Below are 18,059 nucleotides of genomic sequence, written 5' to 3' on the forward strand. Positions count from 1 at the left end.
ATTGTATTAAAATTGTAAATTAGCTCCAAGCATAAATGTTCTTGCTTGTGGATAAATCCCTTTGTCTATCCCAAATACACCTCCCCCGATTTCAGGATCGTAACCTGTGTATTTAGTTATAGTCAATAAGTTCTCGGCAGTTAAATAAAAGCGTACTTTATTGGCTCCAATTTTACTCACTACACTACTAGGCAATGAATATCCAAGTTGAACTAATTTCAGTCTAAGATAATCTCCGTCTTCTAAATAGAAATCTGACATTTTTCCAAAATTTCCATTAGTATCATCATTAGTTAGTCTAGGATAATTATTTGAAGTTCCTTCACCTGTCCATCTGCTCAAAGCAATTGTTTGATAGTTTGCATTTCCAACATCCAGTCTACGCAAACCTTGGAAAATTTTATTTCCTGCTGCTCCCTGAGCAAATGCCATCAAATCGAAGTTTTTATAATCTAAATTTAATGTCAAACCAAAAGTGTATTTTGGAATATTACTTCCCAAAAATTGTTTGTCATCATCCCCAATTGAGCCATTACCGTCAGTATCAACCCAACGGAAATCTCCAGGACGTGCAGTTGGCTGAATTAAACCTCCTGATGAATTCGTATAAGCATTAATTTCCGCTTGATTTTGAAAAATACCTGCTGTTCTAAATCCGTAAAATGAATTATAGGATTGTCCTACTTGCGTTCTTGTAACTTGTCCCATAGATTGGAAAGATGCATCTCCAGGAATATAATCGGAATCAGTTGCTACGTAAGTAACTTTATTTTCTAAGTAAGCAACGTTACCATTAGCAGAAAAATTAAAGTCCCCAAAAGTCTTTTTATACCCTAATTCAACCTCAATACCTTTATTATCCATATCGGCTACATTCCCTATTGGACTTGCAGTAACACCTACATAACCTGGAATATTTATTGGACGCAAAATCCCTTTGGTTGATTTTTTGTATAAATCTACAGTAAGGCTTATATCATTAAAAAGTTTCGATTCAAAACCAACATTTGCCTGAGAAGTTTCCTCCCATCTCAAATCTGGATTATCAAGTGTAAGGTTAGCATAACCAGTAGTGATTGCTCCCGAATTTCCAAAAGAATAATTATAACCTCCTTCAACTAGAGAAAGATATCTAAAATCTGGTATGGCATCATTTCCTACAACTCCATATCCACCTCTTATTTTAAAAGTATTAAGTACTTTGCTTTCTTTCCAAAAATCTTCTTTGGTTAAAACCCATCCTAAATTAAACGATGGAAATATTCCAAATTTATTATTCCCTCCGAAACGAGAGGAACCATCACGACGAATAATACCTGTAAATAAATATTTCTCTTTATAATCGTAATTCACACGTGAAAATAAAGAATTCAATTTATGATGAGTAGAATCGTAAGTATAGCTGCTTCTGTCAGATTGTGGGATATCAAAGTTAAAAGAAGCATCTTTATAACTGGTAACTGGTAATCCAAATAATGTAGCACCCAGACCTCCACCAATATTATCAACATAAGATCCCTGACCTAATAAAACCGTTAAGTTATGATCTCCAAATTGATTTGTGTACGTCAAAATGTTTTCAATATTCCACGCAAAACTTTTATTCTCATATTTATTGTAGTTATTTTTAAGCACATTTGAAGTGGCGCTTAAATAGAAAACAGGTGTAAATCCTTGACCTCCCCAAGTTGCTAATTTTGCACCAAAAGTTGATCTCACTTTAATATGACTTGTTACAGCTGCTTCAATGTATGCGTTACCAACAATGTCATCTGAAGTTCCATAACTTCCTAATCTTGTTTTGGCATAAGCCAAAGGATTCGTCATTTCTTGACCAACTAAACTTGAAATTCCATAAGGATTTCCATTTGCATCGCGAATTACAGGATTAGTACTGTAAGGCGCATTATTCGCTTTCACAGGATCCGTTTCTATCAAAGGAGTAGTTGGATCTAAGTTGATTGCTGAACTTAACGGTCCACCAAACTCACTATTTGTATTTCCAATACCAATTGTTTTTTGTCTCGAAAAACCTAAAGTCTGTCCGAAAGTAAATATTTTAGATATTTTATGTGTCGAGTTTAAACGAAAATTCTTTTTGCTATAATTTGAAATTTCTGTTGAAACTATTCCTTCTTGTTCTTGAAGTCCAAAAGACGCATAAAAATTAGAAACATCAGTTCCTCCACTGATACTCAATTCATGAGAATAACGGAAAGCACTTGTGTTAAAAATTGCTTTTTGCCAATCTGTACCAACACCTAAAGCAGATAAATTAGGGAATATTGCAGGTCCGCCGGCAGCAACTGATTTTTCATTTAACAAAGCCCCATATTGTGTGGCGTTCAATAAATTTAAAGTCTTTTCTGGTGATGAAATTCCTGAAAAACCATTGTAGTTCACCGAAATTTTTCCTGATTTTCCTTTTTTGGTTGTCACCAAAATTACTCCTGTTGCAGCACGAGTACCATAAATTGCAGCAGAAGCAGCATCCTTAAGTACCTCAATCGACTCTATGTCTGATTGATTAAGGAATCCTATTCCACCACCATCTACAACAACACCGTCAACAACCCAAAGTGGATTATTACCGCCATCGCCAAAAGTAGTTACCCCTCTGACACGAATTGTTGATGCAGAACCCGGCTGACCAGAACTGGCAGCAATTGTAACACCGGAAACTCTACCTTGTAAAGCTTGTTCGATACGACCATTCGGTACTTTCTCAAGATCTTTTGCTTTCACACTGGATATTGCTCCAGTAACAACACTTTTCTTTTGAGTTCCGTAACCTACAACGACAACTTCTTGTAAACTTTCTGTTGAAGGTTTAAGTCTAACATCAACTCGGCTTCTTCCATTAATAGCTTCTTTTGAGGTGATATAGCCTAAATAGCTAAACTCTAAAGTACCTTTTGAATCGGCCTTAATTTGATAGTTCCCATCAAAATTCGTAGCCGTAGCTTTGGAAGTTCCTTTAATTAAAACGCTTACTCCTGGGATAGGCAGCCCGTTTTCGTCATATACTTTTCCGCTTACAGTAACATCTTGTGCTTGTGCATAAACTGAAAATAGAATAGATAAAAGACAAAAAATGAACAGTTTTGTAAATTTCATATTTCTAAAAATTTTGGTTAATTAATTAGTAATTTGAAGCAATATTATCACTATTTTTTCTATATTCATTTTAATTATTTACTACAAAAACACATCAAACACTTTTTTAATACTTAACAAAAACACATCAAAAAAATTACAAACAACTATATATAAATACATTAAATATATTTTTGCATTGTTATTTAAATGTTAATTTAAATAAAAACCACTACATTTATAAAATAAAGAGATATTGCTTTTTATTTATTGCTTTTTATAAAAAAAACATAAAATCCATCATTAAATAAATACAATCATTGTCTTTTTTTCAATAACTATCAACTCATTACACTTAGACTTCAATTATGAGATTTACAAAACCCTATATTCTAATTTTTCTGATTTTCTTATCCTTCACAACAATCGGTCAGGTAAAAAATATTGGTTTACCGGAAATCAGAAATTATAAAAGAACCGATTATAAAGGAGGCACCCAGAACTGGAATATAGATCAAGATAAAAATGGTAATTTATATTTTGCTAACAATAATGGTCTTTTTCAATTTGACGGATCATCTTGGAAAAAGTATTCTTTACCAAATTCATCTGCTATTAGGTGTTTAAAAATTGATGACGATGGGAAAATTTTTGTGGGAGGATATGATGAATTTGGATATTTCAAAGCCAATTCTAAAGGAAAACTGGTTTATTTTTCAGTTTCGAAACTAATAAACAATGAGAATATCAAAGCGATTGACTTTATCTGGAAAATTCACATTCATAAAGGAGAGGTAGTATTTCAATCTTTTACAAGAGCCTATATTTTCAAAAACCAGAAACTTAAACTACTTGAGTCTCCCAACAGATTTCAGTTTTCATTTCAGGTAAAAAACCAACTCTATTTTCAGGATATTTCTGCAGGAATATTGGAATATAAAAACGGAAAATTATTCCCGTTAAAAGGAACTGCCGTTTTGAACACTACAGAAATCTGGGGAATGTTTCCAATGCCGGGAAATAAAATTCTTATTACAACTTTAGACAAAGGACTTTTTATATATGATAATGACAAAATTATCCCATGGGAAACCGAAGCAAATAATTTTATCAAAAAAAATAGCTCCCTTGGAGGCGTAACTATAAAAGATACATTTATCATTCTGAATTCGGTATTAGACGGGATGATTATCTGCGACTTAAACGGAAATATAATTCAGCACATCAATCATAAAAAGGGATTGCAAAACAATACCGTACTGACTTCATTTATTGACAACAAAAACAATCTTTGGCTGGGACTAGATAATGGAATTGCCTTTATTAATGAAAATTCTCCATTTACCTATTTTGGTTTCAGTTATGATTTAAGTACCGTTTATGCTTCTGTAGCTTATAAAGGAAACCTTTACGTAGCTACTAATCAAGGTCTGTTTTATCATTCTTGGAGCAACAGCATTAAAGAAAACACTTTTAAACTTGTTGAAGGAACCACAGGTCAGGCTTGGAATATTCAAGTGATAGACGATCAGCTAATTTGCGCTCACAATAGAGGCGCATTGCTTATTTCTGGAGGAAAAGTTATTAAAACATTAGATAATAAAGGGCATTTTGGCTTTAAGCCAATTCCTAATCGCCCGAATTACTTAGTAGGATCGACATACTATGGATTTACCATATTTGAAAAAACAGCCGGCGGATTATCCTATAAAAATCAAGTTGGAGGATTTGATCTATCTGCTAATACATTTGAAATAGACGAACACAATTTATGGCTAAAAAAAGACAATTTAATTTACCAACTGACGCTCTCAGATGATTTGAACAGATTTAAATCAATTAAAACGCACAAAAATTTATCCAACTCAGTTAAAGGAATAGGGAGTTTACAACGAATAAAAAACAACGTATACTTCCAAACAGATAATCGTTTTTATAAATATTCACAGGAACAAGATTTGTTTTTTGAAGATAAAAAAATTAGCGCGGTATTTAAAGATGTTCCAAAAATATATTCTTTAACCGAAGATAATTATAGCAATATCTGGTATATTTTCAGCGAATCATTAGGCGTTTTAATGAAGCAGAAAAATGGCGCTTATAAAAATACAATTGCCCCTTTTTCCAGTTTAACCGGTAATCTCGTAAACAACTACATATCCGTAAACACTATTGATCCTGAAAACATATTAATTGGTTTAACCGATGGTTTAGCCCATTATAATTCTAAACTACAGAATTACTCCGCATCAAAACCAATGGCATTTATAAGAAGTTTTTCATATCCAGGAGATACAATAATCCTAGGAAATGGACCAAATAAAATTGAGATGCTAAAAATTCCTTACTCAGCAAATCGAGTAAAATTTACATTCTCGTCTCCTACCTATGAAAATCTGGAAAATGTAGAATTCTCTTATCAACTGGAAGGTTTTGATGATAGATGGAGTACTTGGTCTTCGATTTCAATTAAAGAATACACCAATTTAAGAGAAGGTGATTATAAAATGAAGATAAAAGTAAGAAACAGTCATGGTATTCAATCGGAAGAAGCTGTTGCCACTTTTACAGTTTCGCCACCTTGGTACAGACATTTTTTAGCGTATTTATTTTATATTCTACTAGTTATTGCCTCAGTATTTTTCATTCGAAACAGAGTGAAAATGAAAATCAGAAAAAACAAATATTACGAAACTATTGAACAAAGAAGGCTTTATTTAGAGAAAGAATCTAAAATAAGACAGGAACAATACGAACTGGAAAAAGAAATTGAAAAATTAAAAAGTGACAAGCTACAAATTAAGATTTTAGCAAAGGATAAAGAACTAGTAAACAACTCGCTGCAAGTAGTTAAGAAAAACAAAATCCTAAATGGCATCATTTATAAATTAAAAGACATCAATGTTGAATCCTTTGATGATTCTACCAAATTCCAATTTACAAAATTAAATAAAAGCATCACCAAAGAAGTTAATGCGGACAAAAGCTGGAAAGACTTAGAAAAACACATTAAGAATGTACATTTTGATTTTCTCAAGAGATTGAAAGAAAAATATCCAACAATATCTCCCCGAGAATTAGATTTGTCGACCTATTTATTAATGAATATGTCAACGAAAGAGATTGCCGAAATCATGAATATCTCAAACGGAGGAGTAGAACTTGCACGTTACCGATTGAGAAAAAAACTAGGACTCAACAAAAAAGAAAATCTGATTGGATTTCTAATGAGCATTTAATAAAACTAAAAATGCCATCATAGATTATTATGATGGCATTCCTATTATAAAAATAACTTGTCTTGTTTAAAGAAAATCTAAAGTTCGTTCCAATGCCATTCCTCTCGAACCTTTTATCAAAATAGCACTAGCATCGAATTCAGTCGTTGGTAAATCATTCGAAAACTCTTCAAATGTATTGTAGAACCAAAAGTTGCTTTTTTCCATTTTATTGGCATAAAATGCTGAACCGATAAAATAACATTTCACTTTATCTTCGTCCGAAAGCAGGTCAACTATTGCTTTATGTTCTTGCTGACTTTCCTGTCCCAACTCAAACATATCTCCCAAAATCATTACCTTATTTTGACTTTCTAACTGGAGGAAATTTTCAATAGCTACAGCCATACTGCTTGGATTTGCATTATAGGCATCCAGAATAATTTGGTTAGTTCCTTTTGTCAACAACTGCGATCTGTTATTCTCAGGCACATAACTTTCTAAAGCTTCTTTTATTGCAACATCATCAATTCTAAAATACTTTCCAATAGTCAGAGCCGCATTGATGTTATTGGCATTATACAAGCCTATTAAATGGGTTAAAATAGTTAAATTAGAATAGTCTATCGCTACAAATGGATTTGCTTTAACTGAAGTTATATTAACATCCGCATTTGCTTTATTTACACCAAAAGAATAGGCCTTTAACGATCTTGACTTTTCAACTTGAATGGGATCTTCTAAGTTTATGAAAGCAAGTTTATCATTTGCCGAAAGGTACTGATACATTTCGCTTTTTCCTTCAATCACTCCCTCAACACCACCAAAACCTTCTAAGTGTGCTTTTCCAAAATTAGTGATGTAGCCATAATCCGGCTTTGCTAAATCACATAGAAATTCAATTTCTTTTTTGTGATTAGCTCCCATCTCAACTATTCCAATCTCTGTTTTCGAAGTAAATGAAAGCAATGTCAATGGAACTCCAATGTGATTGTTTAGGTTTCCTACGGTTGCTTTGGTTTTGAATTTTTTAGAAAGAACCACATGAATCAGTTCTTTGGTCGTTGTTTTACCATTACTTCCCGTAAGCGCTATTATAGGCAGTTTCAAATATTCCCGATGAAATTTAGCCAGATTCTGCAGTGCCGTTAAACTGTCATCGACTAAGATAGTTCTTTGGTCAATAAAATAAGATTCGTCATCAATTATCACATAAGAAGCGCCTTTATCTAATGCCTCTTTCGCAAATGTATTCGCATCAAAACGCTCCCCTTTTATGGCAACAAATAAGGAATTTAACTCAATCTTGCGGGTATCTATCGAAACCGATTTACATTTTAAAAATAAACTATGAATGTAATTAATATCCATTTGAAACGATTTAAAAAAATAAAAGCCCTAATCAAAGGGCTTTTATTTTTATTTTATAAAAAATTTAATTTCTAGCTGATTTTTTCTTGTCTGCTTTAGGACCTACTCTAGACATTGCACATCTAAAACCGATGTAATCAGTAGCCATATCCTGTGGAAAATACCTTCTTTGTGCAGGATCTAACCAATAAGCTCTATCTCTCCAAGAACCACCTTTATAAACTCTAACTTCATCATTTATTAAAGTTGTTCTCTTGCTTGATTTATCATATTTTCTAACCATTTTACCTAAACTATCTGTTGTAACATTGTGTTTAGGAGAGTTGTACATGATTTTCTCATCTTTTTGTTTTTCAGTGTCAGCTTCTGAAGATCCAAAGTTATAATATCTTGTAGATTGTTTATCACCATCTCTGTAATTAGTATTATCACTTTTGTCAAAATTCTGTCTCAAATATGTTTCTTTTTCATCAACTGGAACTTGAGCGATTTGACCCGGGAATCTTCTGGCAACTATTCTACCATTACTTAGAGTGTCAAATTTCATATTCTCATTAGTAACAATTTCTACTTTACCGTCTGCACCAATTTTATTTTTAGTGTATTGATTTCCTCTAAAATAGTTAAAATCATTTGCTTCATTGTCGATTATAGGTCTGTAAACATCTTGCACCCATTCGGCAACATTTCCAGCCATATCATACAAACCAAAATCATTTGCAGGATATTTTTTAACCTCATTTGTAATATCTGCACCATCATCTGACCAACCTGCAATTCCACCGTAATCTCCATTACCTTGTTTGAAATTGGCTAACTGATCTCCTTTACTTTGTCTTTTACCTGAACGGGTGTAACCACCAGACCAAGGGTATTTTTTCTGACCTTTATATATATTGTATTCTCTTTGTCCTACATCGGCAGCAGCTGCATATTCCCATTCTGCTTCTGTTGGAAGTCTGTATTCAGGAAGAAGAATACCTGAAGAGCGTTGTGCATAAACATTTTTAGGTTCAATAACTTTACCGTCTTTTCCTGCTTTAGGAGCTTTTTTACCTCCATTTTTTCCTTTTAATACAATTTCTTCATTTCCTCCGTAAGCCAAAGTAGGTGAATTCAAATATGTTTCTGTATCAAAATTACTATCGGCAGTAACATCTAAAGTTTTTGCATTCTTTTTAAGATATCCGTTTTTTTCTAAAAGCGCTTCATTTACACGTTGTGTTCTCCAGTTACTGAATTCAACTGCTTGAATCCAATTCACTCCAACAACAGGATATTCTGCGTAAGAAGGATGTCTTAAATAGTTGTTAGTCATCGTTTCATTGTAACCTAATCTATTTCTCCAAACTAATGTATCAGGTGAGGCTCCCTCGTATATGTTTTTATAATTTTCTTCAGTGGGTGGATAAACACTTTTCAACCAATCTAAGTAATCTAAATACATCGAGTTAGTAACTTCAGTCTCATCCATGTAAAAAGACTGAACGTGTTGTTGTGTTGGAGTATTATTCCAATCATGCATAACGTCATCTTCTACTTTCCCCATAGTAAATGTACCCCCTTCAACAAAAACCAAACCTGGCCCTGCTTGTTGTTTTTTACTTGAACCTGCTTTTTTGCTGTCCATATTCCAACCGGTTGCTCTTGATGTATTTTTGGAGCTCGACTTTTTACTGCAACTGGAAAAACCAATAACTAACATGATTGTTATCAACAATCGTAAGCCCATAATTTTGTTTGCTTTCATACTCTTTAGTAGGTAATAATTTAAGTGCCGCAATATAATAATTAACCATTAATCAACATCAAACTTTTCAATAATTTTAGCCAATGTAATTTTAACAATAAATTATATATCAAAACGCAAATTTATAATATTTATTATTTACTATCACATGAAATGATTTATTTTTACTGATAAATAATAACTCACTATTAATCACGTTAAAAAACGATGAGAAAAATACTTTTGGTTTATTTAAGCCTACTTCCTTTTGTTTCTTTTGCTCAAATTAAAGGTGACACAACCATTGAATGGACAGACAAAAAAGAAATGGCATATGGTGATTTCAAAATTATTATTCCTCAATTTACAGGGGAAAGTTTCCATTATGACGCTTCCCAAAAAACATTGCTTTATACGTTAAAAATAAAAGAACTAGTCTCGTTTGACGAAGGAAAAGTCAAACTCACAAATGTGATTTACGAAACAATCACAACTGCTCAACTGGGCGATTTAGCTCCTGAAAACATTCCAAAAACAGCAAATGCATCCTTGAAAGTCAACATCTCAAGAGACACCAAAGAAGCTTTCATTTCGCTGTCACCTATAATTAAGGACGACTTCGGATTCAAACGAATCACGTCTTTTTCTTATGAAGTGGAAAATAACACTAGTAGAATTTCACAATCCAGCAAAAGTGCCAACACAAATAGCATCATCAATTCTGTTTTAGCAACAGGTAACTGGTATCAATTTTATGTTGAAAAATCAGGCGTATATAAAATCACTAAAACTTTTTTACAACAACTAGGATTAGACGCAAACACATTAGATCCTCGAAAAATAAAAATATATGGTAATGGCGGACGAATGCTTCCTTTATCAAACAGTGTTTTTTATCCAAATGACTTGTCTGAAAACGCCATTCAAATTGATGGCGAAGCTGACGGAGTTTTCAACAACGACGACTACATTCTTTTTTATGGCGAAGGAGTCGACACTTGGAATCTCGAAAGTCTGACCTTTACTAATTTGTACGATACAAAATCCTATTATTACATTACTGTTCAAGGTACCGATGGAAAAAGAATCACTCCTATGGCTCAACCTCCCGGAAACACTACATTAACCGTAACTTCTTTTGATGATCATCAATACCACGAAGCAGACCTTATTAATATAGCACGATTGGGTCGTCAATGGTTTGGTGAATCATTCGAAGTCAAAGACGAACAGGAATTCGATTTTACTTTCCCTAATATTGACTCTGCAACTCCTGTAAAACTGCTGCTAACCGCTGCATCAGCTGCATTTACTCCTACTTCTTTGAATGTGACTGCAAACGGAACCGCAGCCGGAACTATTTCTTTCCCTGCTTTAAACAACAATACCGAAACGGAGTTTTATTTAGGCTCTTTACCAAGCAATACCAATTTCAGTGGTGCTGAAAACATAAAAATAAAACTAAAATACAACAACAACGGTGTTCCGGGTTCCAAAGGTTTTCTTGATAACATCAGGCTTATCGCCAAGCGAAAACTGCAAGGCTACGGAAAACAGTTTCATTTTCAATACGACCAATCCAGTTCAAATCTTGGGATTGTAAATTACAGCATATCAAACACAGTTGCTATTCCTCAAGTCTGGGATGTTACTGATCTTTATAATGTAACCAAAATCGAAAATTCCAATCAAACTACATTAAATTTCAAAGCAAACTTAGGAGAGCTCAGAAAATATATCGCGTTAGATGCTTCGGATTATTACACTCCTTTAAAAGGCACCAAATCAAAAATTACGAATCAAAACCTAAAAGGCACACTATTTAAAAACGGACAAGGTCAATTTCAAGACATTGATTACATGATTATCACACCCGCCTTTTTAGTAGCACAAGCCGAAAAACTAGCCACTTTTCATCGTACACAATCCAATTTAAATGTAAAAGTGATTCCTTTAGAATTGATCTATCAAGAATTTTCTTCTGGAAAACAAGATGTTGCAGCAATCCGAAATTGCATTAAATACATCTACGAAAATGCTTCAGCACCAGAGAAAAGAGTAAAGTTTATCAATCTTTTTGGAGATGCCTCTTATGATTTTAAAAATAGAATCACCAACAACACTAATGTCGTGCCCATTTATCACGCCTTAAACAGTAGCACCACTGGTGAATCATCCTTTGCCTCAGATGATTTTTTCGGATTAATGGATACTGCAGAAGGAAATATTATATCGTATTTTGGAGGAATTGATATTGCAGTGGGAAGAATGTTAGTCAATGATGCCAAACAGGCCGACGAAATGGTCAATAAAGTAATCGAATATCACGACCTAAAATCCTATGGAAGTTGGAGAAATAACTTCGCATTAATTTCTGATGATTCAGATATATTATCGGATGCCAGTTTACAAAACAGGCAAAATATTCTTGCAAATACTATTGCTTCCGAAAAACCATTTCTAAATGTCACTAAAATATTTTTAGATTCTTATGTTCAAGAAGCATCAGCAGGAGGTTCCAGATATCCAAAAGCTAGAACTGACTTCTTCAATGCTTTCGAAAAAGGAGCTTTAGTCTTTAATTATTTAGGACATGGCGGTGAAGATGGCTTATCAAGCGAACGAATTTGGGAAAAATCAGACGGACAAAACTTAAGTAATCAATATAAGTATCCTTTATTTATAACCATCACTTGTGAATTTTCCCGTTTTGACAATCCTTTAAGACCAACTGCTGGAGAATATACCTATTGGAACCCAAAAGGCGGAGCAATAGCAATGATAACTACCATTCGTTCCATTGGGCAATTCAGTGCAGAAAATTTCAATGACCTGCTGACAAAAAATTTATTATCGTACAATTCAAATCAATATACTTCAATTGCAGAAGCACTAAGAATTTCAAAAAACAGTAACCCAAACTCAGCTACCAATGTTGTTTTTTACATTGGTGATCCCGCATTAATGCTTGCGATACCAAAACCCAAAATTAGATTAACTAAAGTAAATGACATTCCGGTCACCCAAACCATTGACGACTTCAAATCATTGGCAAAAATGAAACTAACAGGAGAAGTTACTGATGAGAACAACAACCTGCTGACGAATTATAACGGAGAAGTTTCCACAACTATTTTTGACAAAACAGTTTCAAGAACAACCTATAATAATGATGGCAATAGTCCACCTATTAATTTCAATGTTTTAGGCGAAACAATATTTAGAGGGAATGCATCCGTTACTAATGGTCAATTTGAGTTTAGTTTTGTTGTGCCCAGAGACATTAGAGTCCCATTGGCAAACGGAAGAATTAGTTTTTATTCCAAAAAAAATCAGTTATTACAGAACGAAACCGGGTACGATTCTACTATAAAAATAGGAGGAATAAATGAAAATGCAACAGTAGACAATATTAGTCCAAGAGTTAAGTTATATATGAATGACGAGACTTTTGTTTCTGGCGGAACAACTAATGAATCCCCATTTCTTGTTGCACTGCTTGAAGATGAAAACGGAATAAATACGGCAAGCGGAATAGGTCATGATATTGTTGCTATTCTTGATGGAGATGTAAGCAATCCCTTTGTACTGAATGATTATTATCAAACAACATTAGACGATTTTACAAGTGGAACTCTCCGATTTCCGTTGCGCAATTTAACTCCGGGATTACACACTATAACACTCAAAGCGTGGGATGTATACAACAACCCGATAACCGCCGAGATTCAGTTTATTGTTGTAGGTGACGAAACGATAACATTGACACATGTGTTGAATTATCCTAATCCGTTCGTTAATTATACTGAATTTTGGTTTACACACAACAGACCATTTGAACCATTGGACGTTCAGGTTCAAGTAATGACAATAACCGGAAAAGTGGTCTGGACGAAAAATCAAATTATCACAACTGAAGGTTTTTTATCTAAAGAAATTACTTGGGATGGCAAAGATGATTTTGGAGATAAAATAGGAAAAGGCGTTTATGTTTACAAACTAACCGTCAAATCAAGTTTAACAAATAAGAAAACTGAAAAATTTGAAAAACTTGTTATACTTTAATAAAATACTATATTTGTTTAATATAACTTCCTACAATAATGAAAAAAATAACATTACTTTTTATCTTTTTATTTGTAATTTCTTTTACAAAAGCACAAGATAGAGTTATAAATCCGGGGGTTCCCTTTTTATTAGTCGCAGCCGATGCAAGAGCTGCAGGTATGGCAGACGTAGGAGTTGCAACATCAGCTGATGCTTTTTCACAGCAATGGAATCCGGCTAAATATGCTTTTGCAACTGACCAAAAAGGATTTTCTATAAGCTACACACCATACCTTACTGACCTGGTTAATGATATATCATTAGGACAATTGACCTATTACCAAAAACTGAACGAGAGAAGTGCATTTGCAGGAAGCCTTCGCTACTTTGGTTTAGGCGAAATTGAATTACGTGAAACTGGCGATCCTAACGAATCGCCTAGAATAGTTTCTCCAAATGAGTTTGCTATTGATGGTTCTTATTCTTTGAAGTTAAGTGAGAAATTCTCTATGGCTATCGCGGGACGATTTATAAATTCGAATTTAAAAGTGGCATCTGACAATAACGATGCCTCATCTGCAAGTACGTTTGCTGTTGATGTAGCCGGTTTTTACCAATCTGAAGAAATAGCATACAACGAATTCAACGGAAGATGGAGAGCAGGATTTAATATTCAAAATTTAGGCCCAAAAATCAGTTATGACAACGATGATTTTAACAACAACTTCATACCTGCTAATTTAAAAATAGGAACTGGTTTTGATTTTATTTTAGACGACTATAATAAGGTTGCCGTAAATGTTGAATTTAATAAATTATTAGTTCCAACACCACAAGACCCAGATTTAAACGGCGACGGAACAGTTACAGTTGAAGAACGCAATCAAAACAACCAGAATTACCGCGCTATTGGTTGGACTTCCGGTGTTTTCGAATCATTTGGTGATGCTCCCGATGGATTTAGCGAGGAATTAAAAGAAGTTACTTATGCTGTAGGCGCCGAATATTTGTACCAAGATTCCTTTGCGATGCGTTTGGGATATTTTCACGAAAGTCCTTTAAAAGGGGCTCGACAATTTTTCTCGCTTGGAGCAGGTTTCAAATACAATGTTGTCAAAGTAGATGTTTCGTATTTATTCTCGGCATCAAAAGTAAAAAACCCTTTAGAAAACACCCTTCGTTTTTCACTTACCTTCAATTTTGGAGATAAATATGACGAATATTAAACATAAATAAAATCCACAAATAATAATCCAAATTTCAACACCATGAAGTTTGGATTTTTTTTCCTTAAAAAAGTATGAAAGAAATAACAATTACCACTCAATTCAAAGTATTCGATTCCCTTCAAGAGTTACCAAATGACATTCAGGACTTAATGACGCAAGCCGTTGAAGTACGAAAAAATGCTTATGCTCCCTATTCAAAATTTAGAGTTGGAGTAGCAATTGTTTTAGACAACGGTAAAACTGTACTAGGTTCAAACCAAGAAAACGCGGCCTATCCTTCGGGACTCTGTGCGGAACGTGTCGCAATTTTTTATGCCGGAGCAGTCTATCCAGAAGCCAAAATTTTAAAAATGGCAATTACAGCTGCTTCGGATTCGAATCAAACTACAGCTCCAATTCCTCCTTGTGGATCTTGCAGACAATCTATAGCAGAATACGAAATCAAACAAGAGACCCCTATCGAAATCTATTTTATGGGAGAAATTGGTGCAATTTACAAATCAGAATCCCTGAAAAACTTGCTTCCATTTATGTTCGATAAAAAATTCTTGTAAAAATTCCAAAAATTGCCTATTAAATTTTAGTTCTTACTTGGAATGTCTTATTTTTGCATTTCGCAAATTTGTGGGAGGAAACTATTTTGCGTTATAGGTACAAATTGATAATACAATAACACTTTAGCAAAAGAAAAATTCAGATGAAAGAAGTTACAAAAGAAGTATATTTAAAGTGGTATGAAGACATGCTGCTTTGGAGAAAGTTTGAGGACAAACTTGCAGCATTATACATCCAACAAAAAGTTAGAGGTTTTCTACATTTATACAATGGTCAAGAGGCAGTATTAGCTGGTGCATTGCACGCAATGGACTTGACAAAAGACAAAATGATTACTGCTTACAGAAATCACGTTCAGCCAATAGGTATGGGAGTTGATCCTAGACGCGTAATGGCAGAACTTTTAGGAAAAGTTACCGGAACTTCAAAAGGTATGGGCGGTTCTATGCACATCTTTTCAAAAGAGCACCGTTTTTATGGTGGTCACGGAATTGTAGGAGGACAAATTCCTGTAGGTGCAGGATTAGCTTTTGCAGACAAATATTTTGAAACTGGCGGTGTTACTATGACTTATTTTGGTGATGGTGCGGCACGTCAAGGATCTTTACACGAAGCTTTTAACATGGCTATGTTGTGGAAACTTCCAGTTGTATTTATTGTTGAAAACAATGGTTACGCCATGGGAACTTCTGTAGAAAGAACAGCCAATCATACTGATATCTGGAAATTAGGTTTAGGCTACGAAATGCCTTGCGGACCAGTTGACGGAATGAACCCTGTAAAAGTTGCTGAAGCAATGACTGAAGCAATTGACAGAGCGCGTCGTGGAGACGGACCAACTTTCCTGGAAATGAAAACATACCGCTATAGAGGTCACTCTATGTCGGATGCACAATTATACCGTTCGAAAGAAGAAGTAGAAGAGTACAAAAAAATTGATCCAATTACTCAAGTTTTAGATGTAATTAAAGATCAAAAATATGCTACACTAGAAGAAATTGAAGCAATTGATCAAAGAGTAAAAGATTTAGTGGAAGAATGTGTAACATTTGCCGAAGAATCTGAATACCCTCCTATTCAACAGCTATACGATGTAGTATACGAACAAGAAAACTATCCATTTTTACCTCATAAACTATAAATCAATTATGGCAACAATAATTACAATGCCTCGTTTGAGCGATACGATGACGGAAGGAACGGTAGCGACTTGGCTAAAAAAAGTAGGTGATAAAATAAGCGAAGGTGATATCCTTGCAGAAATTGAAACCGATAAAGCAACAATGGAATTTGAGTCTTTCAACGAAGGAACCCTTTTACATATAGGAATACCTGCAGGTGAAACTGCACCGGTAGACTCTTTATTAGCAATTATAGGAACTGAAGGCGAGGATATTTCGGCATTATTAGCAGGAAAACCAGCTGATGCAGCTCCAGCTAAAGAAGAAACAAAAGGTACTGAAGAAACAGCAACTACCCCTGAAGTTACAAAAGCTGCAGCACCCGCAACAGCTTCATTACCAAAAGGAGTTGTAGTGATCACCATGCCTCGTTTAAGTGATACCATGACTGAAGGAACTGTAGCAACTTGGTTGAAAAAAGTAGGTGATGCTGTTGCTGAGGGTGACATTCTTGCTGAAATCGAAACCGATAAAGCTACAATGGAATTCGAATCTTTCAACGAAGGAACTTTATTATATGTAGGAATCGAAGAAGGCAATACTGCACCTGTTGATAGTCTTTTGGCAATCATTGGACCTGCAGGAACGGATATTAGCGGAATTGCTGAAAACTATAAAACTGGCGGAGCGCCACAAGCTGCTCCTGCTGTTGCAGAAGAAAAAGAAGTTGCTTCAACAGAAAAAGCTTTAGAACCAATCGTTCAAGAACCATCAAATGACGGTCAACGAATTTTAGCATCACCATTGGCAAAGAAAATTGCAAGTGATAAAGGAATTCAATTAACACAAGTAAAAGGTTCTGGTGAAAACGGACGTATTGTAAAAAGCGATATCGAAAATTTCACACCACAAAAATCTGCTGCTCCAGCACAAACAACTGCAGCTGCACCAGCAAAAACAGAAACTGTAGCTGCTGCAAAACCATTTGTTCCGGCAGGAGAAGTTTTCACAGAAGAAATCAAGAATTCGCAAATGCGAAAAATCATTGCGAAACGTTTAGCAGAATCTTTATTCACGGCACCACATTACAACTTAGTAATTGAAGTAACTATGGATGAAGCAATGAAATCAAGAGCTATCATCAACAACGTTCCAGATACAAAAGTATCTTTTAACGATATGGTGATAAAAGCTTGCGCAATGGCTTTGAAAAAACATCCAAAAATAAATTCTCAATGGAGAGAAGATTCAATTCTTATCAACCATCATGTAAATATTGGAGTTGCTGTAGCTGTTGAAGACGGATTAGTGGTTCCTGTATTACGATTTACAGATGCTATGAGTTTATCTCAAATTGGCGGAAACGTTAGAGATCTTGCAGGAAGAGCTAAAAACAAAAAATTATTACCTACAGAAATGGAAGGAAGTACTTTTACAGTTTCTAATCTTGGAATGTTTGGTATTACTGAATTCAATTCTATCATTAACCAACCAAACTCTGCTATCCTATCTGTAGGAGCAATTGTAGAAAAACCGGTAGTGAAAAATGGTCAGATTGTAGTAGGAAACACAATGATGTTATCTTTAGCTTGCGACCACAGAACAATTGATGGCGCAACTGGAGCTCAATTTTTACAAACATTGAAACAATTTATAGAAAATCCAGTTACGATGCTTGCGTAATAACTCGAAT

Annotated in this window: 9 protein-coding genes; 6 read left to right on the plus strand and 3 right to left on the minus strand. The window is 34.4% G+C overall.

The annotated features are described in order from the left end of the window. Positions 1-6 precede the first annotated feature (6 nt). Positions 7-3,117: a SusC/RagA family TonB-linked outer membrane protein gene (locus tag QLS97_RS14560; RefSeq protein ID WP_282717642.1), complete on the minus strand. Its 3,111-nt coding sequence runs from the start codon at positions 3,115-3,117 to the stop codon at positions 7-9. A gap of 347 nt (positions 3,118-3,464) precedes the next feature. Here QLS97_RS14560 and QLS97_RS14565 point away from each other — a divergent pair, with 347 nt between their 5' ends. Next, a complete protein-coding gene (locus QLS97_RS14565) occupies positions 3,465-6,335 on the plus strand; it encodes a triple tyrosine motif-containing protein (RefSeq protein ID WP_282717643.1) in 2,871 nt (956 codons plus the stop codon). 66 nt (positions 6,336-6,401) lie between these two features. Here QLS97_RS14565 and QLS97_RS14570 read toward each other — a convergent pair whose 3' ends face one another. Then, a complete protein-coding gene (locus tag QLS97_RS14570; protein ID WP_282717645.1) occupies positions 6,402-7,685 on the minus strand; it encodes a UDP-N-acetylmuramoyl-tripeptide--D-alanyl-D-alanine ligase in 1,284 nt (427 codons plus the stop codon). Positions 7,686-7,749: 64 nt separating this feature from the next. Beyond that, positions 7,750-9,435 (minus strand): gliding motility lipoprotein GldJ, encoded by a 1,686-nt coding sequence (gene gldJ, locus QLS97_RS14575; protein ID WP_282717646.1) that lies wholly within the window; start codon positions 9,433-9,435, stop codon positions 7,750-7,752. A gap of 207 nt (positions 9,436-9,642) precedes the next feature. Here gldJ and porU point away from each other — a divergent pair, with 207 nt between their 5' ends. The 5 genes from porU to QLS97_RS14600 all read left to right on the plus strand — a co-directional run bounded on the left by porU (position 9,643) and on the right by QLS97_RS14600 (position 18,049). Beyond that, positions 9,643-13,479, plus strand: a complete 3,837-nt coding sequence (gene porU / locus QLS97_RS14580) for a type IX secretion system sortase PorU (RefSeq protein WP_282717647.1) — start codon at positions 9,643-9,645, stop codon at positions 13,477-13,479. Between the two features lie 38 nt (positions 13,480-13,517). After that, positions 13,518-14,687, plus strand: a complete 1,170-nt coding sequence (gene porV, locus QLS97_RS14585; RefSeq protein WP_282717649.1) for a type IX secretion system outer membrane channel protein PorV — start codon at positions 13,518-13,520, stop codon at positions 14,685-14,687. Positions 14,688-14,761: 74 nt separating this feature from the next. Further along, positions 14,762-15,244, plus strand: coding sequence for a cytidine deaminase (gene cdd / locus QLS97_RS14590; protein ID WP_282717650.1), 483 nt, complete (start codon positions 14,762-14,764; stop codon positions 15,242-15,244). Between the two features lie 143 nt (positions 15,245-15,387). Further along, positions 15,388-16,386: a pyruvate dehydrogenase (acetyl-transferring) E1 component subunit alpha gene (gene pdhA / locus QLS97_RS14595; protein ID WP_282717652.1), complete on the plus strand. Its 999-nt coding sequence runs from the start codon at positions 15,388-15,390 to the stop codon at positions 16,384-16,386. A 7-nt stretch (positions 16,387-16,393) separates the two neighbouring features. Continuing rightward, positions 16,394-18,049 (plus strand): pyruvate dehydrogenase complex dihydrolipoamide acetyltransferase, encoded by a 1,656-nt coding sequence (locus QLS97_RS14600; RefSeq protein ID WP_282717654.1) that lies wholly within the window; start codon positions 16,394-16,396, stop codon positions 18,047-18,049. The last annotated feature ends 10 nt before the right edge of the window (positions 18,050-18,059 follow it).

Source organism: Flavobacterium yafengii (genome assembly GCF_030010375.1).
Taxonomy (GTDB): domain Bacteria; phylum Bacteroidota; class Bacteroidia; order Flavobacteriales; family Flavobacteriaceae; genus Flavobacterium; species Flavobacterium yafengii.

Coding starts and splice junctions, on each gene's coding strand:
- QLS97_RS14560 (WP_282717642.1), bottom strand. CDS start 3,117: ATGAAATTTACAAAACTGTTCATTTTTTGTCTTTTATCTATTCTATTT.
- QLS97_RS14565 (WP_282717643.1), top strand. CDS start 3,465: ATGAGATTTACAAAACCCTATATTCTAATTTTTCTGATTTTCTTATCC.
- QLS97_RS14570 (WP_282717645.1), bottom strand. CDS start 7,685: ATGGATATTAATTACATTCATAGTTTATTTTTAAAATGTAAATCGGTT.
- gldJ (WP_282717646.1), bottom strand. CDS start 9,435: ATGAAAGCAAACAAAATTATGGGCTTACGATTGTTGATAACAATCATG.
- porU (WP_282717647.1), top strand. CDS start 9,643: ATGAGAAAAATACTTTTGGTTTATTTAAGCCTACTTCCTTTTGTTTCT.
- porV (WP_282717649.1), top strand. CDS start 13,518: ATGAAAAAAATAACATTACTTTTTATCTTTTTATTTGTAATTTCTTTT.
- cdd (WP_282717650.1), top strand. CDS start 14,762: ATGAAAGAAATAACAATTACCACTCAATTCAAAGTATTCGATTCCCTT.
- pdhA (WP_282717652.1), top strand. CDS start 15,388: ATGAAAGAAGTTACAAAAGAAGTATATTTAAAGTGGTATGAAGACATG.
- QLS97_RS14600 (WP_282717654.1), top strand. CDS start 16,394: ATGGCAACAATAATTACAATGCCTCGTTTGAGCGATACGATGACGGAA.